Source organism: Bacillus sp. GMa5/1, from assembly GCF_050172015.1.
GTDB classification, from domain to species: Bacteria; Bacillota; Bacilli; order Bacillales; family Bacillaceae_G; genus Bacillus_A; species Bacillus_A cereus.
In genome coordinates, this window is sequence record NZ_JBNLYC010000433.1 from 1 (window position 1) to 807 (window position 807).

Below are 807 nucleotides of genomic sequence, written 5' to 3' on the forward strand. Positions count from 1 at the left end.
CGTGAGCCGTAGACGACCAAAGAAATCATTCCAAGTCCAAGGGCTATCGCCAGTAGTGGATATGATATGGTGCCCCTCTTTAATCTTCCCAGCTCTTATTTCACCGTAGTTACTCGCTACATTTAGGTGAACCTCTGCCATCGTCAGTTTAGCTATAACATCCGAGTTCACATCCAATAAATAGATTTCTACACGCCCCATTGAATGGGCACTATTTTGGTTCCAACACTCAACGATTGCTTCAATCGTGAAGTCTTGTAGTGGTTCCTTTAAACTCTTTCTAGCAACCCCACCATGCCATTTACTACCTGCACCAAAGTTATCAATTACAAAGCGATCACCATCTGATTTTAGAGTTCCTGTGTTTTCACCTTCGTCAGTGTTCGGTCCTGTTTGAGTCCAACCAACCATTGTTTTCATTTCATCGTGCATAACAAGCTGTTCTTTTTCGACTGTTCGTTCTTCCACAGAAACAGGATATCCCATACGAAAATGTTGCGTTTCTTCTTCTTTTTTTCGTGAAATATCAATAAAAGTGGATGGATTTTCTACATGAATTGTGAACTTAGGATCAGAATATTTACTCCCATTATTCGATATATTTGTGATTAGTCTACTTCCCTCTAATCTGAAATCTATATTTCTATTCGGGCCTAATTTATAAGGCATTGGACAAATGAACTTTAAAGTACCTTTTCCTAGACTCACAAAATCATCAATATTAAAATCTTCATCAATAACAGCTATATATGTTCTATCTGGTTTTACGTCAAAAACTAACTCGGCAGGTTGTTCTGTAATTAACCA

1 protein-coding gene is annotated in these 807 nt (G+C 38.0%); it reads right to left on the minus strand.

Annotated features, from left to right (window positions below):
• On the minus strand, positions 1-807 hold an 807-nt coding region (locus tag ACQGSG_RS29215), incomplete at both ends, for a distal tail protein Dit (RefSeq protein ID WP_426948789.1).